This window comes from Streptomyces sp. SM11 (assembly GCF_002910905.1).
Lineage (GTDB): Bacteria > Actinomycetota > Actinomycetes > Streptomycetales > Streptomycetaceae > Streptomyces.
Genome location: NZ_NEUE01000251.1, coordinates 16,174 through 41,691, shown reverse-complemented (window position 1 = coordinate 41,691; position 25,518 = coordinate 16,174). Strand labels below are relative to the sequence as shown.

General features: G+C 71.1%; 27 protein-coding genes and 1 riboswitch. Of the genes, 13 read left to right on the top strand and 14 right to left on the bottom strand.

What is annotated here, in order from left to right; all coding sequences use genetic code 11:
* The first annotated feature begins 46 nt into the window (after positions 1–46).
* The 6 genes from shc (at position 47) to B9S58_RS38210 (ending at position 6,133) form a co-directional block, all read left to right on the top strand.
* Entirely contained in the window at positions 47–2,047 is a 2,001-nt protein-coding gene (shc, locus tag B9S58_RS26905; RefSeq protein ID WP_103534618.1) for a squalene--hopene cyclase, read from the top strand.
* The gene (locus B9S58_RS26900; RefSeq protein ID WP_103534617.1) at positions 2,047–2,694 is read left to right on the top strand and encodes a 1-hydroxy-2-methyl-2-butenyl 4-diphosphate reductase; all 648 of its coding nucleotides are present in this window, start codon (positions 2,047–2,049) and stop codon (positions 2,692–2,694) included. The genes shc and B9S58_RS26900 overlap by 1 nt, the downstream gene beginning before the upstream one ends.
* A 5-nt stretch (positions 2,695–2,699) precedes the next feature.
* Positions 2,700–3,719 (top strand): adenosyl-hopene transferase HpnH, encoded by a 1,020-nt coding sequence (gene hpnH / locus B9S58_RS26895; protein ID WP_103534616.1) that lies wholly within the window; start codon positions 2,700–2,702, stop codon positions 3,717–3,719.
* A 91-nt stretch (positions 3,720–3,810) separates the two neighbouring features.
* A complete protein-coding gene (locus B9S58_RS26890) occupies positions 3,811–5,208 on the top strand; it encodes an aspartate aminotransferase family protein (protein WP_103534615.1) in 1,398 nt (465 codons plus the stop codon).
* A 77-nt stretch (positions 5,209–5,285) separates the two neighbouring features.
* Positions 5,286–5,894, top strand: a complete 609-nt coding sequence (locus B9S58_RS26885) for a helix-turn-helix domain-containing protein (RefSeq protein WP_103534614.1) — start codon at positions 5,286–5,288, stop codon at positions 5,892–5,894.
* Between the two features lie 65 nt (positions 5,895–5,959).
* On the top strand, positions 5,960–6,133 hold the full coding sequence (locus B9S58_RS38210; protein WP_181009471.1) for a DUF6126 family protein: 174 nt from the start codon (positions 5,960–5,962) through the stop codon (positions 6,131–6,133).
* Between the two features lie 33 nt (positions 6,134–6,166).
* Here B9S58_RS38210 and B9S58_RS26880 read toward each other — a convergent pair whose 3' ends face one another.
* Positions 6,167–6,979, bottom strand: a complete 813-nt coding sequence (locus B9S58_RS26880; RefSeq protein WP_103534613.1) for a tyrosine-protein phosphatase — start codon at positions 6,977–6,979, stop codon at positions 6,167–6,169.
* Positions 6,980–7,422: 443 nt separating this feature from the next.
* Positions 7,423–7,583, top strand: a riboswitch (cyclic di-AMP (ydaO/yuaA leader).
* A gap of 3 nt (positions 7,584–7,586) precedes the next feature.
* Here B9S58_RS26880 and B9S58_RS26875 point away from each other — a divergent pair.
* Together B9S58_RS26875 and B9S58_RS26870 are read left to right on the top strand one after the other, a co-directional pair.
* Entirely contained in the window at positions 7,587–8,543 is a 957-nt protein-coding gene (locus B9S58_RS26875) for a LysM peptidoglycan-binding domain-containing M23 family metallopeptidase (protein ID WP_103534612.1), read from the top strand.
* A 161-nt stretch (positions 8,544–8,704) separates the two neighbouring features.
* Positions 8,705–9,532 (top strand): SGNH/GDSL hydrolase family protein, encoded by an 828-nt coding sequence (locus B9S58_RS26870; protein WP_103534611.1) that lies wholly within the window; start codon positions 8,705–8,707, stop codon positions 9,530–9,532.
* Between the two features lie 12 nt (positions 9,533–9,544).
* Here B9S58_RS26870 and B9S58_RS26865 read toward each other — a convergent pair whose 3' ends face one another.
* From B9S58_RS26865 to B9S58_RS26840, 6 genes are read right to left on the bottom strand one after another with little or no spacing between them, the layout of a single operon-like run.
* Complete coding sequence (locus B9S58_RS26865) at positions 9,545–10,459, bottom strand: STM4011 family radical SAM protein (protein ID WP_103534610.1); 915 nt, start codon at positions 10,457–10,459, stop codon at positions 9,545–9,547.
* Between the two features lie 7 nt (positions 10,460–10,466).
* Positions 10,467–11,846: an STM4012 family radical SAM protein gene (locus B9S58_RS26860; protein ID WP_103534609.1), complete on the bottom strand. Its 1,380-nt coding sequence runs from the start codon at positions 11,844–11,846 to the stop codon at positions 10,467–10,469.
* Positions 11,843–12,682, bottom strand: a complete 840-nt coding sequence (locus B9S58_RS26855) for an STM4013/SEN3800 family hydrolase (RefSeq protein WP_103534608.1) — start codon at positions 12,680–12,682, stop codon at positions 11,843–11,845. Before B9S58_RS26855 ends, B9S58_RS26860 begins: the two co-directional genes overlap by 4 nt.
* 34 nt (positions 12,683–12,716) lie before the next feature.
* Positions 12,717–13,874 (bottom strand): STM4014 family protein, encoded by a 1,158-nt coding sequence (locus B9S58_RS26850; RefSeq protein ID WP_103534607.1) that lies wholly within the window; start codon positions 13,872–13,874, stop codon positions 12,717–12,719.
* A complete protein-coding gene (locus B9S58_RS26845; protein WP_103534606.1) occupies positions 13,855–14,805 on the bottom strand; it encodes an STM4015 family protein in 951 nt (316 codons plus the stop codon). Before B9S58_RS26845 ends, B9S58_RS26850 begins: the two co-directional genes overlap by 20 nt.
* Before the next feature lie 6 nt (positions 14,806–14,811).
* The gene (locus B9S58_RS26840; RefSeq protein ID WP_103534605.1) at positions 14,812–15,774 is read right to left on the bottom strand and encodes an STM4015 family protein; all 963 of its coding nucleotides are present in this window, start codon (positions 15,772–15,774) and stop codon (positions 14,812–14,814) included.
* Positions 15,775–15,949: 175 nt separating this feature from the next.
* Between B9S58_RS26840 and B9S58_RS26835 the strand changes: the two genes are divergently transcribed.
* Together B9S58_RS26835 and B9S58_RS26830 are read left to right on the top strand one after the other, a co-directional pair.
* Positions 15,950–16,276 carry a hypothetical protein gene (locus B9S58_RS26835; protein ID WP_003964833.1) on the top strand — a complete coding sequence of 109 codons (327 nt, stop codon included), beginning with the start codon at positions 15,950–15,952 and terminating at the stop codon, positions 16,274–16,276.
* 105 nt (positions 16,277–16,381) lie between these two features.
* Positions 16,382–17,383, top strand: coding sequence for a DUF6745 domain-containing protein (locus B9S58_RS26830; RefSeq protein WP_103534604.1), 1,002 nt, complete (start codon positions 16,382–16,384; stop codon positions 17,381–17,383).
* An 81-nt stretch (positions 17,384–17,464) separates the two neighbouring features.
* On the opposite strand, the gene B9S58_RS26825 is transcribed toward B9S58_RS26830, so the two are convergent.
* On the bottom strand, positions 17,465–18,121 hold the full coding sequence (locus tag B9S58_RS26825) for a TetR family transcriptional regulator C-terminal domain-containing protein (protein WP_103534603.1): 657 nt from the start codon (positions 18,119–18,121) through the stop codon (positions 17,465–17,467).
* 114 nt (positions 18,122–18,235) lie between these two features.
* Here B9S58_RS26825 and B9S58_RS26820 point away from each other — a divergent pair, with 114 nt between their 5' ends.
* Together B9S58_RS26820 and B9S58_RS26815 are read left to right on the top strand one after the other, a co-directional pair.
* Complete coding sequence (locus B9S58_RS26820) at positions 18,236–18,676, top strand: PPOX class F420-dependent oxidoreductase (RefSeq protein ID WP_103534602.1); 441 nt, start codon at positions 18,236–18,238, stop codon at positions 18,674–18,676.
* 102 nt (positions 18,677–18,778) lie between these two features.
* Positions 18,779–19,978 carry an MBL fold metallo-hydrolase gene (locus B9S58_RS26815; RefSeq protein WP_103534601.1) on the top strand — a complete coding sequence of 400 codons (1,200 nt, stop codon included), beginning with the start codon at positions 18,779–18,781 and terminating at the stop codon, positions 19,976–19,978.
* 267 nt (positions 19,979–20,245) lie between these two features.
* On the opposite strand, the gene B9S58_RS26810 is transcribed toward B9S58_RS26815, so the two are convergent.
* From B9S58_RS26810 to B9S58_RS26795, 4 genes are all read right to left on the bottom strand, one after another.
* Positions 20,246–20,536, bottom strand: coding sequence for an alpha/beta hydrolase (locus B9S58_RS26810; protein WP_103534600.1), 291 nt, complete (start codon positions 20,534–20,536; stop codon positions 20,246–20,248).
* Positions 20,533–20,694 carry a hypothetical protein gene (locus B9S58_RS38205; RefSeq protein ID WP_181009470.1) on the bottom strand — a complete coding sequence of 54 codons (162 nt, stop codon included), beginning with the start codon at positions 20,692–20,694 and terminating at the stop codon, positions 20,533–20,535. Before B9S58_RS38205 ends, B9S58_RS26810 begins: the two co-directional genes overlap by 4 nt.
* A 449-nt stretch (positions 20,695–21,143) precedes the next feature.
* Positions 21,144–21,866 (bottom strand): alpha/beta hydrolase fold domain-containing protein, encoded by a 723-nt coding sequence (locus B9S58_RS26800; protein WP_181009469.1) that lies wholly within the window; start codon positions 21,864–21,866, stop codon positions 21,144–21,146.
* A 206-nt stretch (positions 21,867–22,072) separates the two neighbouring features.
* The gene (locus B9S58_RS26795) at positions 22,073–22,414 is read right to left on the bottom strand and encodes a hypothetical protein (RefSeq protein WP_146063569.1); all 342 of its coding nucleotides are present in this window, start codon (positions 22,412–22,414) and stop codon (positions 22,073–22,075) included.
* Between the two features lie 226 nt (positions 22,415–22,640).
* Here B9S58_RS26795 and B9S58_RS38200 point away from each other — a divergent pair, with 226 nt between their 5' ends.
* Positions 22,641–22,796 carry a hypothetical protein gene (locus B9S58_RS38200; RefSeq protein WP_181009468.1) on the top strand — a complete coding sequence of 52 codons (156 nt, stop codon included), beginning with the start codon at positions 22,641–22,643 and terminating at the stop codon, positions 22,794–22,796.
* A gap of 311 nt (positions 22,797–23,107) precedes the next feature.
* Here the strand turns inward: B9S58_RS38200 and B9S58_RS26790 are convergent, their stop codons facing one another.
* Positions 23,108–24,391 carry a carboxylesterase family protein gene (locus B9S58_RS26790; RefSeq protein ID WP_103534597.1) on the bottom strand — a complete coding sequence of 428 codons (1,284 nt, stop codon included), beginning with the start codon at positions 24,389–24,391 and terminating at the stop codon, positions 23,108–23,110.
* Positions 24,388–25,437 carry an MFS transporter gene (locus B9S58_RS26785; RefSeq protein WP_219818918.1) on the bottom strand — a complete coding sequence of 350 codons (1,050 nt, stop codon included), beginning with the start codon at positions 25,435–25,437 and terminating at the stop codon, positions 24,388–24,390. The genes B9S58_RS26790 and B9S58_RS26785 overlap by 4 nt, the downstream gene beginning before the upstream one ends.
* Positions 25,438–25,518 lie beyond the last annotated feature (81 nt).

Below are 25,518 nucleotides of genomic sequence, written 5' to 3'. Positions count from 1 at the left end.
GGAGACCCCAGCACAGCAGAGAACCGACTGCACGAAGGGGAAGCTCATGACAGCGACGACCGACGGATCGACCGGGTCCGCGAACCTCTCCGGGGCTCCGGCCGACGATCCGACCGACACGACAACCGCCGCGGACGACGTGACCGTCGCCGCGCGACGGGCCGCGGAACGCTCGGTGGAGCACCTCCTCGGCAGACAGGACGAGCAGGGCTGGTGGAAGGGCGACCTCGCCACCAACGTCACGATGGACGCCGAGGACCTGCTCCTGCGTCAGTTCCTCGGCATCCGGGACCACGGGACCACCCGCGCGGCCGCCCTCTTCATCCGCGGCGAACAGCTCGGCGACGGAACCTGGAACACCTTCTACGGCGGACCGGGCGACCTCTCCGCCACCATCGAGGCGTACGTCGCCCTGCGACTGGCAGGGGACCACCCCGACGAACCGCACATGGCACGCGCCTCCGGCTGGATCAGGGAGCGGGGCGGCATCGCGGCCGCCCGCGTCTTCACCCGTATCTGGCTGGCTCTGTTCGGCTGGTGGAAATGGGACGACCTCCCCGAACTGCCGCCCGAGCTGATGTTCTTCCCCAAGTGGGTCCCGCTCAACATCTACGACTTCGGCTGCTGGGCCCGGCAGACCATCGTGCCGCTCACCGTCGTCTCCGCGAAACGCCCGGTGCGCCCGGCGCCCTTCGCCCTGGACGAGCTGCACACCGACCCGGACCGGCCCAACCCGGCCAGGAAGCTAGCCCCGCCCGCCAGTTGGGACGGACTCTTCCAGCGCCTCGACAAAGGGCTGCACCTCTACCACAAGGTCGCCCCGCGCCCGCTGCGCCGCATCGCGATGAACCTGGCCGCCCGGTGGATCATCGAGCGCCAGGAGAACGACGGCTGCTGGGGCGGGATCCAGCCACCCGCCGTCTACTCCATCATCGCCCTGCACCTGCTCGGCTACGACCTCGACCACCCGGTGATGAAGGCCGGCCTGGCCTCGCTCGACCGGTTCGCCGTCCGGCGCGAGGACGGCGCCCGCATGGTCGAGGCCTGTCAGTCGCCCGTCTGGGACACCTGCCTGGCCACGATCGCCCTGGCCGACGCGGGACTCCGGCCCGACCACCCCGCCCTGGTGAAGGCCGCCGACTGGATGCTGGCCGAGGAGATCACCAGACCCGGTGACTGGGCGGTGCGAAAACCCGAACTGGCCCCCGGAGGCTGGGCGTTCGAGTTCCACAACGACAACTACCCGGATGTCGACGACACCGCCGAGGTCGTCCTGGCGCTGCGCCGGGTGCGCCACCCCGACCCCGCCCGCATGCAGGCGGCCATCGAACGCGGGGTCCGCTGGAACCTCGGGATGCAGTCCCGCAACGGGGCCTGGGGCGCGTTCGACGCCGACAACACCAGTCCCTTCCCCAACCGCCTGCCCTTCTGCGACTTCGGCGAGGTCATCGACCCCCCGTCCGCCGACGTCACCGGCCATGTCGTGGAGATGCTCGCCGTCGAGGGCCTCGCGAACCACCCCCGTACCCGCGAGGGCATCGAGTGGCTGCTCGCCGAACAGGAGGCGTGCGGCGCCTGGTTCGGCCGCTGGGGCGTCAACTACGTCTACGGCACCGGGTCCGTGGTGCCCGCCCTGATCGTCGCCGGACTGCCCGCCGGACACCCCGCGATCCGGCGGGCCGTCGGATGGCTGGAATCCGTCCAGAACGACGACGGCGGCTGGGGCGAGGACCTGCGCTCCTACCAGGAGGAGAAGTGGATCGGGCACGGTGAGTCCACGGCCTCCCAGACCGCCTGGGCGCTGCTCGCCCTCCTCGCCGCGGGCCGCCGCGACACCCGCTCGGTCGCCCGCGGCGTCACCTGGCTGACCGAGGCGCAGCAGGCCGACGGCTCCTGGGACGAGCCGTATTTCACCGGCACCGGCTTCCCCTGGGACTTCTCGATCAACTACCACCTCTACCGCCAGGTCTTCCCCCTCACCGCACTCGGGCGTTACGTGTACGGCGACCCGTTCGCCGACCGCGCGGACGCCGCCGAGGGGGCCTGATGGGCGATCCACGAGGGCCCGGGAGCCCCGTGCCGCCGCTGCTGGTCGCCTGCGCCCTCGGCATCGAGCAGGTGGCCCTGCGCAGCGGCAGGGGCGCCCCCGGCCCCGTCCGGGTGCTGCGCACCGGGATGGGCCCTCGGGCGGCGGAGGCGGCGGTGGCGCGCCTCCTGGGCCCCGGCGGCGTCCCCGACGCCGCCGTGATCGCCTCCGGCTTCTGCGCCGGCCTCGCCCCGGGGATGCACCCCGGGGACCTGGTCGTCGCCGAGGAGACCCGGGACGCGGACGGCGCCACCCCCTGTACGGGCACCGGCGTCTTGGTCGCCGCGCTCGCCAGGGCCGTTCCCGGCCGTACCGTCCACACCGGGCCGCTGACCGGCTCCGACCACGTCGTACGGGGCTCCGAGCGGGCCGCGCTGCGGGCGGGCGGGGCCATCGCGGTGGACATGGAGTCCGCCGCGACACTGCGTACCGCCCTGTGTCACGGACCGCGCCCGGTTGCGGCCGTCCGGGTGGTCGTGGACGCTCCGGAGCATGAGCTCGTCCGCATCGGCACGGTCCGCGGTGGAGTATCGGCCTTCCGCGTTCTTCGTGCCGTCCTTCCGGCTTTCTACGAATGGCACCGATCCTCAACGCTCCCCAGGAGGTGAGCCAGATGGCCATGCCGCTCCGTCAGTCCATCAAGGTTGCGACGTATCTCTTCGAACAGAAGCTCCGCAAGCGTGAGAAGTTCCCGCTGATCGTCGAGCTGGAGCCCTTGTTCGCCTGCAATCTCGCGTGTGAGGGCTGCGGGAAGATCCAGCACCCGGCCGGAGTCCTGAAGCAGCGCATGCCGGTCGCCCAGGCGGTCGGTGCGGTGCTCGAATCCGGTGCCCCCATGGTGTCCATCGCCGGTGGCGAACCGTTGATGCACCCGCAGATCGACGAGATCGTGCGCCAGCTCGTCGCGAAGAAGAAATACGTCTTCCTCTGCACCAACGCGATGCTGATGCGGAAGAAGCTCGACAAGTTCACCCCGTCCCCGTACTTCGCCTTCGCCGTGCACATCGACGGACTGCGCGAGCGGCACGACGAGTCGGTCGCCAAGGAAGGCGTCTTCGACGAGGCCGTCGCCGCGATGAAGGAGGCCAAGCGGCGCGGCTTCCGTGTCACCACCAACTCCACCTTCTTCAACACCGACACCCCGCAGACCATCATCGAGGTCCTCAACTACCTCAACGACGACCTGCACGTCGACGAGATGATGATCTCGCCCGCCTACGCCTACGAGAAGGCGCCCGACCAAGAGCACTTCCTGGGCGTCGAGCAGACCCGCGAGCTGTTCAAGAAGGCCTTCGCAGGCGGCAACCGGCGCCGCTGGCGGCTCAACCACTCGCCGCTCTTCCTGGACTTCCTGGAGGGCAAGGCGGACTTCCCGTGCACCGCGTGGGCGATCCCGAACTACTCGCTCTTCGGCTGGCAGCGCCCCTGCTACCTGATGAGCGACGGCTACGTACCGACGTACCGTCAGCTCATCGAGGAGACCGACTGGGACAAGTACGGCCGCGGCAAGGACCCGCGCTGTGCCAACTGCATGGCGCACTGCGGCTACGAGCCCACGGCCGTACTCGCCACCATGGGGTCCCTGAAGGAATCCCTGCGCGCGGCACGGGAGACCATCAGCGGCAACCGGTGAGGCGGTGACCGACGAGGCACGGCCGGCCGCCACGGGTCTCCCGCGGCGGCCGGCCGCACGGCGCAGCACACCCGAAGGAGAAGAGCGGGCGATGACGGACGGCGGATCCAAGGGCTTCGACCTGGCGCGGCTCCTCGCCGAGCGCGGAGCCGAACGGTACGAGCTGCATGCGCGCCACCTCAACCACCAGCTGCCGCGCATGCTGCACACCATCGGTTTCGACAAGGTCTACGAGCGGGCCGAGGGCGCGTATTTCTGGGACGCGGAGGGCAACGACTACCTCGACATGCTCGCCGGGTTCGGCGTCATGGGTCTCGGCCGCCACCATCCCGTCGTCCGCCGGGCGCTGCACGACGTCCTGGACGCCCAGCTCGCCGACCTCACCCGCTTCGACTGCCAGCCGCTGCCCGGACTGCTCGCCGAGAAGCTGCTGACCCACAGCCCGCACCTGGACCGCGTCTTCTTCGGGAACAGCGGCACCGAAGCGGTCGAGACGGCGCTGAAATTCGCCCGCTACGCCACCGGGAAGCCCCGGATCCTCTACTGCGACCACGCCTTCCACGGGCTCACCACGGGATCCTTGTCGGTCAACGGGGAGAGCGGCTTCCGCGACGGTTTCGCCCCGCTGCTGCCCGACACGGCCATCCCGCTCGGCGACTTGGACGCGCTGCTCCGCGAGCTGAAGCGGGGCGATGTCGCGGCCCTGGTCGTCGAGCCCATCCAGGGCAAGGGCGTGCACGCCGCGGCGCCCGGCTATCTGCGCCAGGCGCAGGAGCTGCTGCATCGGCACAAGGCGCTCCTGATCGCCGACGAGGTGCAGACCGGCCTCGGCCGGACGGGAGACTTCTACGCCTACCAGCACGAGGAGGGGGTGGAGCCCGATCTGGTGTGCGTGGCCAAGGCGCTCTCCGGCGGTTACGTGCCCGTCGGTGCGACTCTCGGCAAGGACTGGATCTTCCGCAAGGTCTACTCCTCGATGGACCGGGTCCTCGTCCACTCCGCGAGCTTCGGTTCCAACGCCCAGGCGATGGCGGCCGGTCTCGCCGTCCTGGCGGTGATGGAGGACGAGGAGACCGTCGCGAACGCCCGGCGCACCGGTGGCCTGCTGCGCGAGCGGCTGGCGGCCCTGGTGGACCGCTACGAGCTGCTGCACGAGGTCCGGGGGCGCGGGCTGATGATCGGCATCGAGTTCGGCCGGCCGTCGTCGCTGAAGCTCCGCAGCCGCTGGACCATGCTCCAGGCGGCCCGCAAGGGGCTCTTCGCCCAGATGGTCGTGGTGCCGCTGCTCCAGAAGCACCGGATCCTCACCCAGGTCTCCGGCGACCACCTGGAAGTGATCAAGCTGATTCCGCCGCTGGTCATCGGGGACGCGGAGGTGGACCGCTTCGTGGCGGCGTTCACGTCCGTCATGGATGACGCGCACAGCGGTGGCGGACTGATGTGGGACTTCGGCCGGACGCTGGTCAAGCAGGCCGTGGCCAACCGCTGACCGGCCCGGGCTCTGCCCGCTTTTGCCTCTGAGGCACGTTATTTGCCCCGTTGGAAAGATCCTGGCCCAATGGAGGCATGAACCCTCCGGACGAAGGGGCGCCGGACGAGCTCCCCGGCGTCGCACCCCGACTGCGTGACCTGCGACGGGGCCGTGGCCTCACCCTGGAGGCCGCCGCCCGGCGGGCCGGGCTCTCCCCGGCCCATCTCTCCCGGCTGGAGACCGGCCGCAGGCAGCCTTCGCTGCCGATGCTGCTGGGACTGGCCCGTATCTACGGTACGACGGTCTCCGAGCTCCTCGGCGAGCAGCCCCCCGAACGGGACGCGATCGTCCGCGGCGGCGGCTTCGAGGGAGCGGAGGCGGACGGCTGGATGTACCGGCAGGCCGGCGGGTCCGGCCGCGCGATGCAGGCGCTGCGGGTGCGCGTTCCGTACGGGGCCCAGGGCGACCTGGTCCGGGTCCACCCCGGCGAGGAGTGGCTGTACGTCGTGGAGGGGCGGCTGCGGGTAGGGCTGGGCGACACCCTCCACGACCTCGGACCCGGCGACAGCGCCCACTTCGACTCGCTCACCCCGCACCGGATCGCGGCCGTCGACCGCGGCGGCGCGGAGCTGCTCTTCGTCCACACCCTGCTGCAGAGCCCCGCCGCCGAGCTCTGCCTCGGCAACGCCCTCCACGCGCGCTGACCGGCCGTTCCCGGCCGGCGGCATCCTTCGCTCCACCGGCCGCGAGGCCGACAGAGAGGACCGTCATGTCCGATTCCGAACACTACGACCCGCTGGGCCCCGGACGTCGTGAGAACGAGGATCCGCAGGAGAAGCGGATGCCGCGCGGCGTGGTGATCCGTCTCTTCGCCTACCTGGTGGCGGGGCACATCATCGCGGGCTTCCTCTATCTGCTCTTCGTGGTGGCCGGGAGCAAATGAGGCCTTCCTGCGGGCGGGGTGCCGTCGGCCGGGTCAGCCCTGGTCGAGCAGGCGCTCGCGCAGCCGCTCCCGGGTCCCGGGGGAGACCTTCAGCCCCTCGGTCAGGTAGCGGTCGGTCGTTCCCCAGCTCTCCTCGATGGCCGTGAACGCCGCCGCGAGGTAGGCGGACTGTGCCCCGAAGAGCGGGTTCAGTAGCTCCATCACCTCGGGAGACATGCCGGACTCGGACATATCGGTGCGCTTCACCTTGTACCGGCGGTGGCGGTCGTTGGACTTGAGGTAGTCCTCCTCGATCGCCTCCGGCTCGACGTCGACCGCCAGCAGGGCGATCGCGATCGAGAGACCGGCCCGGTCCTTGCCCGCGGCGCAGTGCATCAGCGCCGGGACGCTGTCCTCGGCCAGGGAGTGCAGCACCCGGCTGTGCTCGGAGGTGCGGTCCACGATCGTCGAGCGGTACATCCGGAGCATGCGCTCGGTGCCCTTGCCGCCCGCGAGGATGGAGCGCAGCTGTTCGATGTTCCCGTCGCGCACCATGCGCCAGAACTCCGCGCCGTCGGCCGGGTCCGAGAGCGGAATGTTGATGTTACGGACACCGGTCAGCTCGATGTCGTGCCCGTCGAGCCGGTGGTCGGCGGAATTGCGGAAGTCGAAGATCGTGTGCAGCCCGAGCCCGCCGAGGAGGGCCGCGTCCTCGGCGGTGGCGTGCGCCAGGTGGCCGCTGCGGTAGAGCCGGCCGAAGGCGGTGCGCCGCCCGTCCGTGGTGGGGAGCCCGCCCACGTCGCGGAAGTTGCGGACTCCGGTCAGCGCGGTCTCTGTCGGCGGGACCTGCGGCACCTGTTGCGTCACGGTGACTCCTGGGATCTCTGGCGTCGGCGCGGCTCGCCGGCGAGGGCGCTCCCGTGACGATACGACATCGATTCGACAGAAAATCATCACGGTCGCGCGCCCGGAGCCGGGTGCCGCGGAGTCCGGGCTGACCCGGTGTCAGCTGCGTTGCCCGCGGTGTGTCCGTATTGATGTGTTTTGCAGAACATGCCCCGCTAATGGGGGAGATGGGATTCCGGAGGTGAGCGGGATCATATCCGTGACGGACCGTGGTGAGCGCGCCCCGGGGTATTCCCGTTGCCCGTACGGAAATGCAAGATCCGTCATCCACGGAGTGTGACGGGAAATCCGGAGCGCTATCGAATCGATGATTCCGGTACGCAACCGATGGCTTGTACCGCTCGTCCTGACTCGTTTACGGTCGCCGCAATCCGGACGGACCGCCTAATCCTGCCGCCGCCCGGAATTCGCACCCACCCACTCACGCGTGGCAGGAGCGGGGGAACCAGGTAAGCCGCCGGTCCGGAGCGATCCGGACCGGCTCGGGGTGAAGTCGCCGCAAGGCGACCGGGCATCTCCAGCCCGAACCCGACAGCTCACCTCGCAGGCGCCGGAGAGGAATTTCCCCATGCCCGCAAAGGGTAAGCACCGTCGTCCGAAGTCCGGCCCGATCTCCCGCGGCGTCCTCGCCGCAGGGACCGGCGGCGCCGCACTCGCCCTCCCGCTCATCGGCGCCACCGTCGCGAACGCGGCGGACCAGGCCGCTCCGGCCGCGAAGCCCGCCGCCGCCTCGGTCGCCGCCGCGCACACCGCCCCGTCGGCAGCCCCCGCCGCGTCGAAGGCCGCCCCGAAGACGTACTCCGTCGTCTCCGGCGACTACCTGTCGAAGATCGCGGCCGAGCACCAGCTCAAGGGCGGGTGGGAGAAGCTGTACCAGGACAACCGCTCCACCGTCGGCGAGAACCCCAGCCTGATCCACCCGGGCATGAAGCTGACCCTCGGCGCCAAGGGCTCCGCCCCGGCCGAGAAGTCCGCGGCGCCCAAGGCCGCCCCGAAGAAGGCCGAACCGGCCCCGAAGGCCGCACCGAAGGAGGCCCCGAAGGCGGACACCGTCTCCGCCGACGACTCCGAGGGAACCGGCGGCTCCGCGCGGACCGGCTCCTCCGAGGCCACCGGCTCCGGCTGGTCGGCCCCGCTGGCCAGCGCCAACGTCACCACCCAGTACCGCGCTTCCGGTGCCAGCTGGTCCAGCGGCTACCACACCGGCTCGGACTTCCGGGCCGCATCCGGTACCCCCGTCCTCGCCATCGGGCCGGGCACCGTGGTCTCGGCCGGCAACAGCGGCTCGTACGGCAACGAGGTCGTCATCCAGCACGAGGACGGCATGTACTCCCAGTACGCCCACCAGTCCTCGCTGAACGTCTCCGTCGGCCAGACCGTCACCGGCGGCCAGCAGATCGGCCTCTCCGGCTCCACCGGCAACTCCACCGGCCCGCACCTGCACTTCGAGGTCCGCACCGGCCCGGGCTACGGCTCGGACGTCGACCCGATCGCGTACCTGCGTCAGCACGGCGTCACCGTCTGACCGAGCGCGGCGAGAAGTGTCCGAGGGGCGGTGCGCGGCGGTGCACCGCCCCTCTCTTTATTCCGGCTTTACCAAAAGCTGACCGGGTGGTCTATCTCACCACCCGTCAACCCCGTATTACGGTCGCGTAGGTCACATCGAACGATGCAGGATAAGTGCTTGTGGCAGACGATTCGAGAAACAACCAGCAGCACATCATCGGGTCGTACGCGGCGATTGGCGACAGTTTCACCGAGGGTGTCGGCGACCCCGGCCCCGACGGCACCTTCGTCGGCTGGGCGGACCGTTTCGCGGTCCTCCTCGCCGACCGGCTCCCGGCCCCCGACACGGCGGCCGGTCCCGAGGACTCCCCGCACGGGGACTTCCGCTACGCCAATCTCGCCGTACGAGGACGTCTCCTCGACCAGATCGTCGAGGAGCAGATCCCGCGCGCCAAGGAACTGGCCCCCGACCTGGTCAGTTTCTGCGCGGGCGGCAACGACATCATCCGGCCCGGCACCGACCCCGACGACCTCGCCGAGCGCTTCGAGCGGGCGGTCGCCGACCTGAGCAACGCCGTTGGCACGGTCATGGTCACCACCGGCTTCGACACCCGGGGCGTTCCGGTGCTGCGCCACATGCGCGGCAAGATCGCCACGTACAACGTGCATCTCCGGGCCATCGCCGACCGCTACCACTGCCCCGTGCTGGACCTGTGGTCGCTCCGCTCCGTACAGGACCGGCGCGCGTGGGACAACGACCGGCTGCATCTCTCGCCCGAGGGCCACACCCGCGTCGCACTGCGCGCGGCCCAGGTCCTCGGCCACGATGTGCCCGCCGACCCCGACCAGCCCTGGCCGCCGCAGGCCCAGCGCAGCCCCTTCGACGAACGGCGCGACAACATCCAGTGGGCCCGCGAATACCTCGTGCCCTGGATCGGCCGGCGGTTGCGCGGAGAGTCCTCCGGCGACCACGTCGAGGCGAAGCGCCCCGACCTGATGCCGCTGTAGCGGTCGCAGCGGTCAGGGCTCCAACAGGGGAAGCGCACGCCGGGACGGGTTCGGTACCACGAGCCCGTCCGATGGCGCACGCCCGGGTCCGGCCGGTATCCGCTCCAGGACACCGCCCGCGAACACGTCGTACAGCGGCAGCGACTCCAGATGCACATAGCCGATGTGGCAGTCGCACACGGCGAGCGGACAGGCCCGCGGGCCGAGCGCCCGGCGGTAGCCGCCGTCGTAGAGGTTGCCCAGCTCGGCCTTGACGAAGTGACAGCGCCGCACCGTGCCGTCGCCGTCCACGGAGATCACCGACTCGCCCGTACGGCAGGGCAGCCCGGCCGAGCGGTGTGGATCACGGCTGTAGGGGAACAGCGGATCCAGCTCCGTCCACCGCGCCGCCTCCTCGTCGGTGTACGTGTGCCCCTCGGCGGCGTTGATCCACAGATAGACCTCCTCCGGCAGCGCCGCCCGCAGCCGACGCGCCTCCCCCAGATGGTCCTCGAACCCCACCACTCCCACGCTGTAGCGGATCCCGAGCCCGGACAGTTCCCGGCACCGGCCGAGGAACCGCTCGTACGAGGTCTGCCCCGGGTGGTACGTGCACCAGAGCGCGATCCGCTCCGGATCGGCGTCCGCCAGCCAGCCGGTGCGGCAGCTCAGGTTCGTCTGGACCGCCACTCGGCCGATGTGCGGCAGATGCGACAACTCGGTCAGCGCCCGCCGGTACCAGGAGCGCACCAGCCCTTCGCCCCACGGGGTGAACAGCACGGACAGCCGGTCGCCGGTCTGCGCCGCCGCCCAGCCGGTGAACCGCTCCAGCGCCTCCCGGTCCGCCGTGAGCTGCGCGCGGCTGTCGCGTCGCTTCGCGAAGGGGCAGTACGGACAGTCGTAGTCGCAGGAGGCGAGCGGGCCCCGGTAGAGAATCGTCAGGTCCACGGCCCGGTCACTTCCGTTCGTAGGCGGCCATGGCGGCCCGCACCCCGGGGGAGAACAGCGCCGGACCCAGCGCGTCGGAGTGGGCGAGACCCGACGGGGACAGCCGCAGCAGCCCCTGAGGCGCCGATGGGTCCAGCCAGCCCCGGGCCGCGAACCCCGCCAGCTCGGCCGGGAAGTCCGCGCCCGGATCCGTCCCGAACCGTGCCCGGTAGTCCGCCACCGACAACCCCGCCGCCTGGAGCAGCGACTGCATCAGATGCCGCCGGCGCGCCTCGCCGGCGTCGACATACCGGCCGACCTCGGCCCGGGAGAAGTCCTCGGTGGCGGTGAAGCGGTCGATGATCGACCGGATCTCCCGCATGTCCACCGCGTAGTCGAAGGAGTAGTGCAGGGCCGCCGTGTACGAACGGGCCCCGCAGCCCAGGCCGATCATGCCGTCGGTCTGGCAGGCGTAGTCCTCGGGACTCTCCTGTTCCCGCGGGGCATCGCTCCGCCGGAACATCCGCATCGACACCTGCTCGTAGCCGTGCGCCAGCAGATGGTCCCGCCCCACCGCGTACAACCGCAGTCGCTGCTCGTCCCAGGAAACCTGCTCCAGGGCCTCCGCCTCGGCACCGGCCACCGCGCCCAGGCGGTGCAGACCGGTGAGCGGTCGCACGTACAGCGGATACAGGTACAGCTCCTCCGGCCGCCAGACCAGCGCCGCGTCCAGCGAGGCGAGCCAGCTGCGCTCGGTCTGCCCGTCGATGCCGTAGATCAGGTCGATGTTCAGCACCGGGATCGCAGCCTCGCGGATCCGGCCGAGCGCCGCCTCCACATCGGCCCGGCGCTGCGGCCGGACGGCCGCCCGCGCCTCCTCGTCCACGAAGCTCTGCACACCGATGCTGATCCTGGTGGTTCCCCGGTCGGCCAGCACCGCCAGCCGGTCCGCCGTCGCCGTGGCCGGGGAGGTCTCCACCGAGAGCGGCACGGCGCGCAGTTCGGCGCCCATCCGCTGCTCCGCTATGTCGCAGAGCCGCTCCAGCTCACCGGCGGTCAGGAAGGTCGGCGTACCGCCGCCGAACGCCGCCGCCGCGAACCGCACCGGCCCCACGTCACCCAGGGCATCCCGGGCGGCCACGGCCTGCCTCTCCAACGCGTCCAGATAGCGCGTCGTCAGTTCCTCGGGCGCGCCGATCCGGGCGAAGAGATTGCAGAAGCCGCAGCGGACTTCGCAGAACGGTATGTGGAGATAGAGGGAGAGCGCGTCCTTCGGCTCCGCCGCCCACAGCGCGCGCAACGACGGGCGCTCCTCCAGCGGGCGGTAGGCCGTCTTGTGCGGATATGCGTAGACGTAGCTCTCGTACGGCCGGACGGGAGGGAGTGGGGCGGTGGCGGTGGTGGTCATCGGGCGGCCCCAGGTTCGAGCGGTTCGAGCGGTGCGGGTGGTTCGAGGAAGAATTGGGCGTACGGGACAGTCCAGACGGCCGGGTGGCCGAGCCGGTGACCGATGTAGCCGTCGTCGCCGTAGGCGGTGCCGTGGTCGGAACAGACGATGGCGAAGCACCGGCGGCGGCTGCTCGCCGCGGCGAAGAGCCGGCCGACGTGCCGGTCCACGTACTCCAGGGCGGCCGCGTGGGTGGCGCGGGAGTCACCCGCCTCGCGGGTCGCTCCGGGCAGATGGAACCAGTTCGGCTGATGCAGGGCGGACACGTTGACGAAGAGGAACAGCCGCTGCTCCCGGGGGAGCGCCGCGACGACCTCCTCCGCCCTGGCCACCTGCTCCTCGAACGAGGTGGGCGAGGCGACACCGAAGCCGGGCTCCCAGTGGCTCTGCTGGAACATCCCGGGCAGCACCGAACCGAGCGGCCCCTGCCGGTTGAAGAAGCCGACCCCGCCGACGCACACCGTGCGGTAGCCCTCGGCGGCCAGCCCCGACACCAGATCGGGCGTGTCGAACACGAACGTGCCGTCCGCCGTCGTCTCACTGCCCGCGAACCGCGCCGCGAACAGTCGCGGATGCGGTCCCGGAGAGGCGGGCGTCGGCAGGAACCCGGCGAACATCGCCTGGTGCGAGGCGTAGGTGAAGCTGCCCGGAGCATGCCGCTCCTCCCAGCCGCCCCCGGGCAGGTGCCGGGCCAGATTCGGGATGCGTCCGGCGGCCGCCAGCTCGACGGCGACGTCGTGGCGCAGGGTGTCCAGGGTGACCAGCAACAGATCGTGGCTGCCCACGACCTCGCCCATGTCGGGCCGGTCGGATTCAGGGGTCCCGGCGGGGTCAGGAAGCGGTGACGGCACGGTGGTTCCTTGCTCGGTCCAGTACGGCGGCGACCTGCGCCGCATAGGTGTCCAGGCCCTCGGCGCCGCTGCCCGGCAGACCGGTCAGTCCGGGCAGCAGATCGCCGAAGGCGTTGACCTCGCCGACGGCGAAGCGCCGCCAGCCGGCCGTGGGCAGCAGATCGACGCCCACACTGGGCGTCCGGGGGAAGCAGGCCGCGGCCCGTTCGCACATCGCCAGCGCCTCGCGCCAGCAGCCGCCCGCCGCAGCCACGGCGGCCCGGACCTCGTCGAGGTCACCGCGCGTACCGCCGAGATGCAGATTGGTCATGGGGCTCGTGCTCGTCCGCACCACGGCATGGGTCGCCCGGCCGCCGACCACCACGATCCGCAGATCCGCGGCCCGCCCCCGCTGGGACGACTTCGGCAGCCAGCGCTCGATGTGCAGCCCGTCCGGGGCCAGCGCGTCCACGACCGCGCCGACCTCCCGCTCCGAGGTGTACCGGCGGACCCGCAGCGAGTTGTACAGCCGCCCGTGGGCGTCCCGTTCCACCGAGGTGCTCGCCCGGATCCGCCCCGGACCCGCCGTCTCCACCGCCAGCACCCCGGAGGCGGAGGAGCCGTGCGCGAGCTTCACGAACGCCCGGGGCATCCGCCACTCGCGCAGCAACTCCCGTACGTCGGACCAGCCGCGCACCGGCGTCGCCCCCGGGCCGGATGTCGGCGAGGCGGGCACGGAGACTCCCGCGCGGTCGAGCCGCCCGTGGCACAGCCGCTTGTCGAAGAGCACGGAGGTGTCACCGGGGGAGCCCAGCACCTCGGCGCCCGCCGCCGAGGCCACGCCCGCCACCGCGGCCACCGCTGCCGTGAACCGCGCGTACCACCGGGCCGAGCCCTCCACCCGGGTCGGGTCGTCGACCCCGCGGAGCAGCCGCTCCACCTCGGCGTCCTCACCGGGTGAATCGATCCGCACGCACTCGTCCGGCCCGAACGCCGCCTCACCGCGCAGTACCTGGAGCCAGGACACGACCCGGGCCGGCGGCAGGCCGGCGGACCGCACGGCCGCCTCGAAGAACGCGACCCGGCGGTTGTCCGGATTACCGACGACCACGAAGCGGGGGACCTGCCCGTCCCCCGCGCTACTCGCTGACAGCGACATAGCGCTCCGGTTCGTCGTCCGGGTCCCCGTAGTCCTCCTCGGCCTCGCCGCCCTCGACCACAGCCGGAGCGGACGCGCTCCTGATGCGGTCCAGCACCGGGTCGGTGAGGTAGTGGTGGCGCAGGTCGAGCGTGGACAGGTGGTTCAGGGGCTGCCCGGTGAGCAGGGCCTCGCCCCCCTCGTCGCTCAGCGTGCCCATGGACAGCGCGAGGGTCTCCAGCTGGGCGACGACGGGAGCGGAGGCCACGGCGGTGGCGATCTCGTCCTGGATCTCGCTGTTCTGCAGACCCAGGTGGCGCAGCCGGGGGAACACGCCGCCCGACAGGACCGGCCGGATGTCATCGACAGTGGCATCGCCGCCGTACCACGAACTGCCGAACCACAGGTCCAGCCGTTCCAGCGCGGGCAGTTCGCTCGCGGCGACCGCCCGCACCACCTGGCCGGACAGGCCACCGGACTCGAAGCGCAGCGACTTCAGCGCCGTATGGCGCAGCGGGCGCAGCCCCAGTCCTTCCTGGCCGCAGCCACGCACGGTGAACTCCTCCAGCAGCGGCAGTGCTTCGAGCACCGGAGTGATGTCGCACATCCGCAGCCAGGACACCTCGCACTCCTCGCCCTCCACATCGGCGAGGAACAGTGCGCGCAGCGCCGGGAAGCGGTCCGCGTGGGCGACGATCAGCTCCATCACCGGGGCGAACGGTGTGTAGTCGTCATGCCACCAGGGTCCTATGACGAGCGCCCGGACCCGCGCCGTGTCCACCGTGTCCAGGAATTGCTCCCACAGGGTGGCGAAGTCCGTCTCCTCGTCGTAGTCGCACTCCAGCCGCCAGGCCACGGTGTCGGCGGCGGGCAGGGTCCCGGACGAGGGCGTCGGAGTGTGGACCGGCAGCCCGTGGAAGTGGCTGAAGTGCTGGATGCCGATGTAGTTCATGAAGCCCTACTCCGAGACGGCGGTGTAGCGGCCCTCGACGCCGCGGCCGCCCCACGGCTCGTTCCGCTCGGACAGGTCCACCCGCACCCCGTGCGGCTCCAGGACCGAGCGGACCCGCTGCTCCATCGCCTCGGTGAGGAAGTGGTGGTGGAGATCGAGGGCGTCGAGATGGGTGAGCGGCTGTCCTTCGAGGAGCGCGGCAGCGCCTTCGTCCCCCAGCGTCCCGTTCGACAGATCGAGCACCCGCAGCTGGGCGACGACCGGAGCCGCGGCCAACGCCGCCGCGATCTCGTTCTGCACCTCGCTGTTGCGCAGGCCCAGGTGGCTCAGACGGGGGAAACGGGTGCCCGAGAGCAGCGGGGACAGGTCGGCGACATCAGTGTTTCCTTCGTAGGCGGACACACCGAGCCAGAGATCCAGCCGCTCCAGCGCGGGCAGTTCGCTGTCCAGCACACCGCGCACCACCTCGACGGGCAGCCCGCCCGCCTGCACGGTCAGCGACCGCAGCCGCTCGTGCTTCGTCGGCGGGAACAGCAGGCCGGTGCCGCCGCGCACCCCGAACTCCGTCAGCGCGGGGAAGGCGGCCAGCAGCGCCGTCACGTCCGACTGCTCGATCCAGGTGATCTCGGCCTGCTCCGCCTCCAGATCCCCGACGAACACCGCCTCCAGCGAGGTCAGCCGGTCGGCGGCGGCGATCACCAGGCTGATCGGCACGGAGGAGTTCTCCTCGTAGGCCTCGCCCCACTGACCGATGATCAGGGCCCGGACGCCGGCCGGGTCGACCGCGCTCAGGAAATCGGCGAACTCGTCCTCCCAGGGCCGGTCCCGCTCCTCGTCGCAGCCGTACGGATCGACGAAGACACGCCAGGCCACGGCATCGGCGGCGGGCTGGGAGCCCGCTTCGGTCGTGTGGTGGAAGTCGACGGCCGGAAGGCCGCCGAACTCGTGCAGATGCTGCGCACCGTACATGGCCCTGAGCTCCTGATCCTGGGGACGGCTGATCTCCGCAAGGTCTATCAAGCCGAACTGACAACGCCGCGACCGGGACCCGTTCACAACCGCGGCGACGGTGCGTTGTCAGTCCCTGCCCGTAGCGTTTTTCCATGGTCGGCACAGCGGGTGCCGCGACCGAGGGGAGACGTCCGTGTACCGACAGGGCGATGTACTGATCATGGAGCTGGAGGAGTCGGCGGTGCCCGCCCCCTTCCTGGAGGCGCCGGGTGAACTGCGCGACGGGCGGGGACGGCTGGTGCTCGCACTGGGGGAGGTCACCGGACACGCGCACGCCGTTCAGGGCCCCGGCCGGCTGATCCGGGAGGCGGGTCGGTTCGGCCCGATGCTGCTCCATCTCCCCGAGGGCGGGCGGGTGGTGCACGAGGAGCACGCGGTGATCCCGCTCCCGAAGGGCTGGTTCCGCGTCGTGCGCCAGCGGGAGTACGCCCCCGGCGCGATCCGCGTCGTGGCGGACTGACAGCTCCGGCCTGCCGGAGCAAGCACAACCAGCCAGAACGAGCACCGTGATCGAGCACGGCGAACAAGCACTGCACATGAGCGGAACAGGGGACGGGGACAACCGATGCAGAACGTGAATTCCTGGCGGAGCGTGGCGGCGGCGACCGGCCGGGCGGACCGGGCGGCGGCCGAGGCCGGTGTGCGGCGCGCCTACCGCACCGCCGGCCTGGCCGAGCCGGACCGGATCATCTGGGCCGCATCGCCCCGGGCCGCCGTCGGGACGGTGGAGAAGCTGGCCGACGCCGGACGCTCGGTGCGCGAGGAGGTCCGCACCCGCCCGTGGGCCGAGGAACGCCGCCGGATGTACGACGAGCTGGGCCCGGCGGGCTGGTCGGCGCTCTGGTCCGCCACCGGTGCCCAGCTGTGGGAGACGACGGCCGCGCTCGCCGACCGGATACGGACCGGTGTCGTCGCCGACCTGGCGCCCCGGCCCGAGGAAGAGGGGGCCGTGCGGCTGGTGCTCCTGGAGGCCGTGCTCGGCCAGCACGACGCCGCCTGGCTCGCCGCCTTCGACGGGCAGGGCGACCGGCTGACGGGCCTCGCGGAGGTGGCCCGCAGCGCCGGCTGGTGGTGGCCCTACGAGAACGCCGTGGTCATCAGTGAGCGGCCCGACGTCCTCCACCGAGACGAGGCGGGCCGGCTCGACCACGGCGAGGGGCCGGCCCTGGCCTACGGGGACGGGTTCGCCCTGCACGCCTGGCGTGGCATGCCGGTCCCCGCCGCGTTCCTGGCCGAGCTGTTCTCCCTCACGCCCGAGCGGATCCGCTCCGAGGAGAACGCGGAACTGCGCCGCGTGATGCTGGAGTACTACGGCTACGACCGCTATCTCGCCGAGTCGGGGGCCGAGCCCGTCCACCGCGACGAGGCGGGCGTCCTCTGGCGCATCGCACTCGACGGCGACGAGGACGTCGTGATGGTCGAGGTGGTCAACTCCACCCCCGAGCCGGACGGCACACGCCGCACCTACTGGCTGCGTGTGCCGCCCGCCACCCGGACCGCGAAGGACGGGGTCGCCTGGACGTTCGGGCTGGAGGGAGCGGCCTACGCACCGGTGCGCCAGACCTGACCGGAAGGGCGCCGGGCGGGAGGGTAAGCGCCCCGACGACCCGGCGCGGCCGTTGAGCGGGGAGCGCCCCGGGGGCGGCCGTCAGCCGGCCGTGGAAGGGTCCGTCTCCTGAAGGCCGACGCCCGGCGAACCGGTCAGCTCAGCGAGGTCGATGCCCAGCTCGCGGGCGAGGGCCTCGTCGGTCCACCGCAGCATCGTGGTCCGGGCGAGCGGACCCGAGTACGAGGTCATCTGCACCGCCATCCCGTCCAGCAGGGCGGTCAGCCGCCAGGCCACCGCCCGGGGATCCTCGCACCGGAACTCTCCGGCGGCGGCGCCCTCCTCGATGACCTGCGCCAGTTCCGCCTTCCACTGCTGGTCGAGGTCGCCCGCGACCTCACGGAGGGCGGGGTCGCGCAGGGAGGCCGCCCAGCCCTCGATCCACAGTCGCCAGCCCTTGGCCTGCCCCGTCGGCGCGTACCACCGCACGGCCGCCCGCAGTCGTCGTACGGCGGTGGTACGTCGGGCCAGCAGCTTGCGGAGGTGGGCGAGGTCGGCCTCGGCCGCGTACGTGAACGCCGCCGCCACCAGCTTCTCCTTGGTCGAGAAGTGGTAGAGGACGAGGGCGTTGCTCACGCCCAGCACCGAGGACACATCGGCGATCCGCACGGACGAGACGCCACGGACCTCGATCTGCCCGACCGCAGCACGAAGCAGCTCCTCACGCCGCTCCGCCACGTTCAACCGGACTCTTGCCACCGGGCCACCCTAACCAATACGCCAGGTCAGCGACGGTGGGTCGGAGGCCGGCGAATGTGCGGGGCGGGCGCGCCGCACCGGAATCCTTCGGCCAGCCCATACGTTGCATCCTGCATGACGCGAATCGAACCGGCACAGGAAGCGCTGCTCCGCCTCATCGGTGAGCACGAGGGCGGTGTTCTGGTCACTCTCAAGCAGGACGGACGCCCTCAGCTGTCCAACGTCAATCACGCCTTCTGTCCCGAGGACCGGGAGATCCGAGTCTCGATCACCGAGGGCCGGGCCAAGACCCGTAACCTGCGGCGCGACCCCCGGGCGAGCTACCACGTCACCAGTGACGACCGCTGGGCCTGGACCGTGGCAGACGGAACCGCCGAGCTGACCCCACCCGCCGCGGCACCGGACGACGCCACGGTGGAGGCTCTCATCGCCCTGTACCGGGACGTCAAGGGCGAGCACCCCGACTGGGACGACTACCGGCGGGCCATGGTCCAGGACCGCAGGGTGCTGCTCACCCTCCACATCGACCACGTCTACGGTCAACAGCGTGGCTGACACCGCCACCGGCCGAATCGCCTGCCCCGTTCAGCATCTTCTGGTCGCCCTGTCGTACTGGCCGACCATAATGAGACGACACCGACTCCCTCAGGAGATGTTGTGACCGGCGCTGACTACTTGCTTCCGCTCCGCACGAGACTGCGCTCGATGCGCACCGAGTCCTTTGGGGCCGATCCGGCCGGAGCGCGGATGGAGCGCATCCGCCGCTCGCCCCATTTCGTCGACGGGGTGTTCCAGAACCCGGTGGGGGCCCGGACCAGGCCCTCAGGGTCCACCGTCGAGTTCGCCAAGATCTACTTCCATAAGGAGCAGCGGGCCCGCAGGATGCCGACGGGCACCGTCCCCGTCCACGCCACGACCCTCGTCGACCTGGCCGCACCGCCCGCCACCGGGCTCCGGCTGACCTGGATGGGCCATTCCAGCGTGCTGGCGGAGATCGACGGCCGGCGGATCCTGTTCGATCCGGTCTGGGGCGAACGCTGTTCCCCGTTCCCGTTCGCCGGACCCAAGCGCCTGCACCCCACTCCGCTGTCGCTGGCCGCGCTCGGACCCGTCGACGTGGTCGTGATCTCCCACGACCACTACGACCACCTCGACCTGCCGACGATCCGCGCCCTGGCTGGCACCGACACGGTCTTCGCCGTGCCGCTCGGCGTAGGGGCCCATCTGGAACGCTGGGGCGTCCCCGTCGACCGGATGCACGAGCTCGACTGGAACGAGACCGTGACCGTCGCCGGAATCCGTCTCACCGCCACCCCCGCACGCCACTTCTGTGGTCGCGGGCTGCGTAACCAGCAGCACACCCTCTGGGCGTCGTGGGCGGTCGTGGGCCCGGAGCACCGGATCTACCACAGCGGGGACACCGGCTATTTCCCCGGATTCCGGGACATCGGGGCCGGATACGGGCCCTTCGACGCCACCATGATCCAGATCGGTGCGTACTCGGATTACTGGCCGGACATCCATATGACACCCGCCGAAGGCATGCGTGCGCACCTGGACCTTCAGGGCGGCCGTCCGCACGGTGTGCTGCTGCCGATCCACTGGGGGACCTTCAACCTGGCCCCGCATGCCTGGGCGGAGCCGGGGGAGTGGACGAGGTACGAGGCCGGGGAGGCCGGCCAGGCGGTGGCGTTCCCTCGTCCCGGCGAGCCGTTCGAGCCGGCGGGGAAGCTGCCGGCCGAGCCATGGTGGCGTGCGGTGTCCCAGCCGATCGAGAACCCGTGGCGGCGTCCGGAGGGTGCTGAGAGCGTGGCCGACACGAGCAGGGGTGATATGGACCTCGCGGGTGAGCGGTGATGTCGGTCGGGGCCGAGCTCGGAGAGACGGTCCGGACGCTGGGGCGCCTCCCGACCGAGGAGCTGGATCGTGATCTGGGAATGTCGGCGTAGCGCCGCAGGTGGCCCCGTCGAAGCTGGCGGGAAGTCCACCTCCGGTCAGGTCCCAGGCTCAGACCGGCGAAGGCCTCGGTGAAACCGAGGTCGATGATCTGGCAGTTCTCGATGCCTCGGACCGACGGCGGACGAGACCGTCCGTCGTGGGGACCACTGCGACGGCGGAACTCGCTCAGGTGTACTGGTTGAGGAAGTCCGCGAGCTCGCCTTCGTACCGGGCGGGGTGGGCGTTCCAGGAGCCGGTGTGGCCGGCGCCGGGAACGGTGAGGAGCTTTACCTTGTCCGGCCAGTCGCGGGCGAACCGGGCGCTGCCGGCGTACGGAACGATGGTGTCGCCGGTGCCGTGGAAGACCAGCACGGGCTGCTGGGGGCCACCGTTGCGCCTGTTCGCGGCCAGGGCGTCGACCTGGCCCGCGGGGAGGGTCACCGATGCGGGTCCCACGGCGACGATGTGGGTGTTCATCGGGGTGTCGTCGGTGGGGCGCAGAGTTTTCCGGTCAGCAGCCACAGTGCCCCGGCTGCCGTGACGAGCGTGAGGACGAACAGGCCGGTGACGGCGATGACGACGCGTCGGCGCAGGCGGCTTCGGCGACTGGACGGGGACGTCGTGGGGCGGGTCATTTCTGGGTTCGGCTCCTGATCCGTGGGTGCTCAGCGCGGCGGTAGCGCCGAAAGCCGGGTGAGTGCCGTGTCGTCGATGGTCAGGACGAGGCCGTGCCGGCCGGTGTGGCTCGTGCGGGCCTCGGTGTGCTGGTTGACGGCCTCCCGGAGTTGGGCCGGAAGGTCTCCCGGAAAGTCGTGCGGAGGACGGTCGCCGACTCGCCCCGACCGCCGTTGGGAGGTACTCGAAGTCGTACCCGGCGCAGAGGTCCGCCATCGGTGCGGTGAGGTTGTCGATGGTGAAGGTGGCGTCGAATCCTGATGCGACGACCGGATGCGTGACGGTCGGAGGGCGCTCGTCATTGGGCAGCGTTGTGTGAGACGACGCGTCCCGTCATCCAGCGGAGCTTCGGGCCCGGGCGGAGGTCCCGTGGATGCCGATGTGTCGGGGCAGCCGCTACTGGTTCGGGTCAGCTCCGCAGAGCGGCGCAGATGGTGGCGCGTGCCGTTCTGCCTTCGGGGATCGGCAGGAGGGGGTAGACGTGCACCATCTCCGGCGCCTCGTGGAACTCCAGCTCGACGCCCGCGGCCGCGGCGCGGGCGGCCAGTTGACGGGCGTCGGCGTTGACGATGTCACGGGTTCCGCTGAACAGCGTGATCGGGTTCAACCCGGTGAGGTCGGCGAGCAGCGGGCTGACGTGGGGGTGGTCGGCGGATAGATCGCCGCGATAGAGGTCCCCGGCGCAGCGTGCGCCGGCGACGGCGAGCCAGGGGTCGCGGTCTTCGAGCAGGGCGACGCGCGGGTCGGTCAGGGTGATGTCCAGCCACGGAGAGATGAGGAGGGTGCGGGCGGGCGCGGGCAGCCCTCGGTCCCGCAGATGGACGGCGACGGCGAGGGCCATACCGCCGCCGGCGGAGTCCCCGATGAGACTGGGGGGTGTGCCGCCCCCGCCGTCGAGGAGCTCGACGGCCAGGTCGGTGACGGCCGGCACCACTTCGGCCGCGGTCGCCAGCGGGGCGAGAGGATAGATCGGCACAGTGATCCGGGTGGCGGTTTCGGCGGCCACGTGTGCGATGAGTTGCCAGTGCTGGGGTGCTATCTCGTTGATGTACGCGCCGCCGTGCAGGTAGATCGCACGCCGTCGGGCGTCGCAGCCGCGCGGGGTGACCTCGTAGACGGGCCATCCGGCCACCCGGCGTACGGCGAGGTCGACCGTGCGCTCAAGGCCGGCCGGTGGCGTGTACCGTCGGCCGCAGTGAACGGGCGCGGACCTGTTCCCGGACGGCCTCCGGCGAGCTGAACAGCTTCTTGGACCCACGAAGCCTCAGCACGGTCGGTATCGCTCTGCTGGTCAGGCTCGGCACGGTACGGCTCCGTTCCCGCGGTTCTTGTCCGGTGTCACGTCAGGTCGGTGTTCTTCGTCTCGGGCATGCCGACCCAGTCGATCTGGGTGCCGAGGTAGGCGATGATCGCGAAGGTGAACTGGGCGGTCTGGAGGATGGCCACGGGTCCGTTGCGTCGGTTGCGGCGGACGGTCCAGTCGGTGAGGAAGCCGCCGAGCACGGTGCCGGTGAAGAAGCCGATGCCCATGGGGAAGAGGACGACGGAGGCGACCTGGGTGCTGAACCAGTAGACGTCCACCAGGAAGATCACCCCGAACGCCGCGGCGAGAAGATGGCCGGACGGGAGTCGGGAGACGAGCAGGATCACTAGGCTCGGGATCCGGAAGAGTTCGGACACCTGCTTCATGGTGACCTTGGCGTGGGCCTCGCGTGCCTGTCGGTCGAGACCGGCGAGCTGCTGCTCGGACGCTCCTCTGCCCGGGTCGCGCAGCCGGAATCGAGGCCGCGCTCGCTGCCTACGCCGAGGCCGGCAGTCGCAAGGTCTCGGTCCGTGACATCGCCCAGCGGGTGACCAACTCGCCCGCCACATCTCCGGCTTCGAGGCGCAGGCCGTCCCCGAGCCCGTGGCCACGGTCGACCCGGAACGGGCCGCGCGGATCCTGCTCGCAGCGACGGACGCCCTGCAGCTGCAGTGGCTCCTGGAACCCGACATCGACATGGCCGCGGACCTCACGGCCCTGTACGGCGTCCTGATGGCCGCCCTGCGAGACCACACCTGACAAAACCCTGCGGTCTCACGAACGGAAGGCGTCGCGGGCGCCGCTCGACGACAGGCCGACGTCCTCAACGATGTGATCCGAGACGAGGTCGCCCAGCGCGGCGACTTCGTCTGCCCTCCCGCGAGTACCCGGACCAGACCGTCGGCGACTTCGGCCCCGGCCGCGGTGCTGCCTTCCGTGGCTTGCATCGGAGCCTTCCGCCCGACACCGGTCGCGCGAGAGCTGGACTCGGTGTTCGCGGCATCTGTCCTTGCCTCCGCGACTGATCCCGCCTGCAACCGCGGGGCCTGCGGACCCACACGACCCGATCGTCACACGCGCCCACCCGGACCTCCGGAGCGGCCGCCCGCACGGTGTGCCGCTGCCGATCCACTGGACGAGAGCGGGGACCGGAGAGTGCCGGGGCGGCCGGTGCGGGCGAAGGCCGTCCAAGCGGCGCGCACCGTCCGCCCCATCTCCTCCACCTGCTCCCACGGGGTGTCGCCGAGCATCGGGGACGCTCGCCAGGCGGCCCGGTTCCCCAGGAGCAGCGGCAGCTCCAGGCAGTGGGTGGCGCCGTAGTCCGATCCCGCCGGGCGCCAGTCGAGCCGGTACGCGTGGACCCGGGCCCCGGCCCGTACGAGTTCCGCCCCGAGGGCGTTCAGCGGCTCGGCGTACATGCTGCGGGTCGGTCCGGCCGGGGCGCCGTCGTGGCAGGACCCGCTGCCGTGTTCGCCGTCGCGTTCGTCGGCGAAGGCGGTCATGTCGTCCGCGTTCCAGCCGTACATGAGGTCCATGCCGCGCACATACGGTGCGGAGGAGGCGCCGGTCGGCGGGACCGGGCCGAACGGGGGTTCCAGAGGGGATCCGTAGTGTGCGCGATGAGTGAGGGCGGTGTCGCGCTGGGCGGCGAGCAGGGCGGTGGGGGACACGGTACGCGGGTCGGCGCCGGGGGCGTGGACGGCCAGCCGTTCGAGGAAGGTCCGGCCCATTGAGGCCGCCTCGGTCCGTGAGCGGCTGGTGATCGCCAGCGGTGCGCTCTGCAGGATGGCCCGGCGGAACAGCCCCCGGGCCTCGGGAAGGTGGAGCAGGAGCCGGATGGAGAGGGCCCCGGCGGACTGTCCGAAGACGGTCACGTTCTCCGGGTCGCCGCCGTACCCGGCGATGTGCGTGCGTACCCAGCGAACCGCTTCGAGCTGGTCGTACAGTCCGAGGTTGCCCTCGCTGAGTCCGTCGAGGCAGAGGTAGCCGAGGGCGCCGAGGCGGTAGTTGACGGCCACCACGACGACGTCGCCCTCGGTGGCGAGCGCGCCGCCGTCGTACCAGTCCATGAGGCCGGCTCCGCTGCTGAACCCGCCCCCGTGGAGCCATACCATCACCGGGCGCGCTCCCCGGTCGCGGGCGGGCGTGGTGACGGTGAGGTGGAGGCAGTCCTCGCCCTGCGGGCGCCGGTCGGGCGGTGGACCCATGACGGCGTCGAGTCGGGACGGTGGTTGGGGGCAGATCTCTCCGCTCGACGGGCGGTCGTCCTGGTCCGGCACCGGCCGGGGCCGGGCGAACCGCTCGGACACCGCGTAGCGGATCGGGCCGGACCGGTACGGCTCCCGGCTGCTCACGCGCCGCCCCCGGGGAGTGAGCTCGCCGGGGCCCGCACCGGTTCGGGAGCGCCCTCGGGCACCAGCCGGAACAGGGCGACCGCGCCGGCCAGGCTCACGGCGCAGATCGCGACGAGGTACCACGTCACCCCGGTCGACGAGCCCCCGGAGTTGAGCAGCGCCGTGGAGATCATGGGGGCGAGGCCGCCGCCGAGGATCGCGCCGGTCTGCAGGATGAGCGAGGAGCCCGAGTAACGGACGTTGACGGGGAAGGTGTCCACGATGATGCTGCCCTGCACACAGTGCGTCACCGGGATGACGAGGCCCATGCCGAGGAAGGCCACCACGGCGAGCACCGGGCTGCCGGTGTCGAGCAGGGGGAAGAAGGCGACGCACCAGAGGAGGATCGCGGCGGAGCCGGCGATGAACATGGTGCGTCGGCCGTGCCGGTCGGCGACCTTCGTCCACAGCGGGATGGTCGCGAACCAGAGGACCGCCGACACGGTGACGCAGACGATGAGGAACTGCTTGTCGTAGTCGAGATGCTGGGAGCCGTAGGACAGGGTGAAGACCATGAACACGTAGGCCACGGCGGAGTTCGCCACGACGGCGAGCAGGGTCAGCGACAGCCGGGGGAAGCCGACCTTCAGGGACTCGGCCAGCGGGAAGCGGACCACTTCGTTCTGGGCGCGTGCGCGGTCGAAGGACGGTGACTCGGTCACTCTCAGCCGGATCAGCAGCCCCACCGCGACGAGGACGAAGCTGAGCAGGAAGGGTATGCGCCAGCCCCAGGAGGTGAAGGTGTGGTCGCCGAGGACCGCGTGCGTGGTGAGGAAGATGACGTTGGCCAGGACCAGGCCGCCGGGCGTGCCCATCTGCGGGAAGCCGGCGTACAGGTTCTTCTTGCCCGGCGGTGCGTGCTCCATCGACATCAGTGTGGCGCCGGCACCCTCGCCGCCGAGTCCGATGCCCTGGACGATGCGCAGCGCGACCAGGAGGACGGGGGCCCAGAAACCGATGCTGTCGTAGCTGGGAATGGCCCCGATCAGGGTCGATCCGACGCCCATGTGAGCTGAAGTGTTCACGGGTGACCAATCACTTGGATGACGGCTGGGGAGGTTCGCTCCGGACAGCCGCGAAAACGGCTG

What these genes read in the sequence shown, in the direction of transcription:
- B9S58_RS38205 (WP_181009470.1), bottom strand. Translation starts at nt 20,694, where the DNA reads ATGACCCGCCCCACGACGTCCCCGTCCAGTCGCCGAAGCCGCCTGCGC.
- B9S58_RS38210 (WP_181009471.1), top strand. Translation starts at nt 5,960, where the DNA reads ATGTCCGATTCCGAACACTACGACCCGCTGGGCCCCGGACGTCGTGAG.
- B9S58_RS26875 (WP_103534612.1), top strand. Translation starts at nt 7,587, where the DNA reads ATGCCCGCAAAGGGTAAGCACCGTCGTCCGAAGTCCGGCCCGATCTCC.
- B9S58_RS26890 (WP_103534615.1), top strand. Translation starts at nt 3,811, where the DNA reads ATGACGGACGGCGGATCCAAGGGCTTCGACCTGGCGCGGCTCCTCGCC.
- B9S58_RS26845 (WP_103534606.1), bottom strand. Translation starts at nt 14,805, where the DNA reads ATGAACTACATCGGCATCCAGCACTTCAGCCACTTCCACGGGCTGCCG.
- hpnH (WP_103534616.1), top strand. Translation starts at nt 2,700, where the DNA reads ATGGCCATGCCGCTCCGTCAGTCCATCAAGGTTGCGACGTATCTCTTC.
- B9S58_RS26830 (WP_103534604.1), top strand. Translation starts at nt 16,382, where the DNA reads ATGCAGAACGTGAATTCCTGGCGGAGCGTGGCGGCGGCGACCGGCCGG.
- B9S58_RS26840 (WP_103534605.1), bottom strand. Translation starts at nt 15,774, where the DNA reads ATGTACGGTGCGCAGCATCTGCACGAGTTCGGCGGCCTTCCGGCCGTC.
- B9S58_RS26860 (WP_103534609.1), bottom strand. Translation starts at nt 11,846, where the DNA reads ATGACCACCACCGCCACCGCCCCACTCCCTCCCGTCCGGCCGTACGAG.
- B9S58_RS26850 (WP_103534607.1), bottom strand. Translation starts at nt 13,874, where the DNA reads ATGTCGCTGTCAGCGAGTAGCGCGGGGGACGGGCAGGTCCCCCGCTTC.
- B9S58_RS26810 (WP_103534600.1), bottom strand. Translation starts at nt 20,536, where the DNA reads ATGAACACCCACATCGTCGCCGTGGGACCCGCATCGGTGACCCTCCCC.
- B9S58_RS26785 (WP_219818918.1), bottom strand. Translation starts at nt 25,437, where the DNA reads ATGGGCGTCGGATCGACCCTGATCGGGGCCATTCCCAGCTACGACAGC.
- B9S58_RS26900 (WP_103534617.1), top strand. Translation starts at nt 2,047, where the DNA reads ATGGGCGATCCACGAGGGCCCGGGAGCCCCGTGCCGCCGCTGCTGGTC.
- shc (WP_103534618.1), top strand. Translation starts at nt 47, where the DNA reads ATGACAGCGACGACCGACGGATCGACCGGGTCCGCGAACCTCTCCGGG.
- B9S58_RS26855 (WP_103534608.1), bottom strand. Translation starts at nt 12,682, where the DNA reads ATGGGCGAGGTCGTGGGCAGCCACGATCTGTTGCTGGTCACCCTGGAC.
- B9S58_RS26820 (WP_103534602.1), top strand. Translation starts at nt 18,236, where the DNA reads ATGACGCGAATCGAACCGGCACAGGAAGCGCTGCTCCGCCTCATCGGT.
- B9S58_RS26885 (WP_103534614.1), top strand. Translation starts at nt 5,286, where the DNA reads ATGAACCCTCCGGACGAAGGGGCGCCGGACGAGCTCCCCGGCGTCGCA.